This is a genomic window from Catenulispora rubra (assembly GCF_015356825.1).
Classification (GTDB): domain Bacteria; phylum Actinomycetota; class Actinomycetes; order Streptomycetales; family Catenulisporaceae; genus Catenulispora; species Catenulispora rubra.
The window spans coordinates 1-419 of record NZ_JAACYW010000772.1; the positions used below are offsets into that span (position 1 = coordinate 1).

A 419-nucleotide genomic window follows, 5' to 3' on the forward strand; every position below is an offset into this window, starting at 1 on the left:
GGATGAAATTCTGAACTACATATTAATATAATTTTTTCAGAAGAAGATGGAAATAAAGAAATAACATAAAGATTAGATGCATGAAAAAAGTGATGAAGAAGCTATCATAAAAGCTGAATAAAAAAGTGTTCACAGGTAATACTAGATTTCGCGTTAGTATGAGTCGAAAGAGGAGGAACTTTAATGGACAAATTAAGAAAAGGTGAACATGAAAAAGCCATGGAAAAAGCAAAAGAGATGCTTGATAAAGGTTGCGGAATGGGAGATATAATGGATGAAACAAAATTAAGCGAAGAAAACGTAATGAAGGCAAAGAGAAAATGGGAAGATAGATCGTAATATTTGTTTTTACATAAAATTAATAGAAAAGTATAGTTTATTTTATAACTACTAATTAGGTTGCTAGATAAGTGCTTAGT

At 29.4% G+C, this 419-nt stretch carries 1 protein-coding gene; it reads left to right on the forward strand.

What is annotated here, in order from left to right; translation table 11 throughout:
- The first annotated feature begins 183 nt into the window (after positions 1-183).
- Positions 184-339 carry a hypothetical protein gene (locus GWK61_RS61745; protein ID WP_194922388.1) on the forward strand — a complete coding sequence of 52 codons (156 nt, stop codon included), beginning with the start codon at positions 184-186 and terminating at the stop codon, positions 337-339.
- Positions 340-419: the final 80 nt, after the last annotated feature.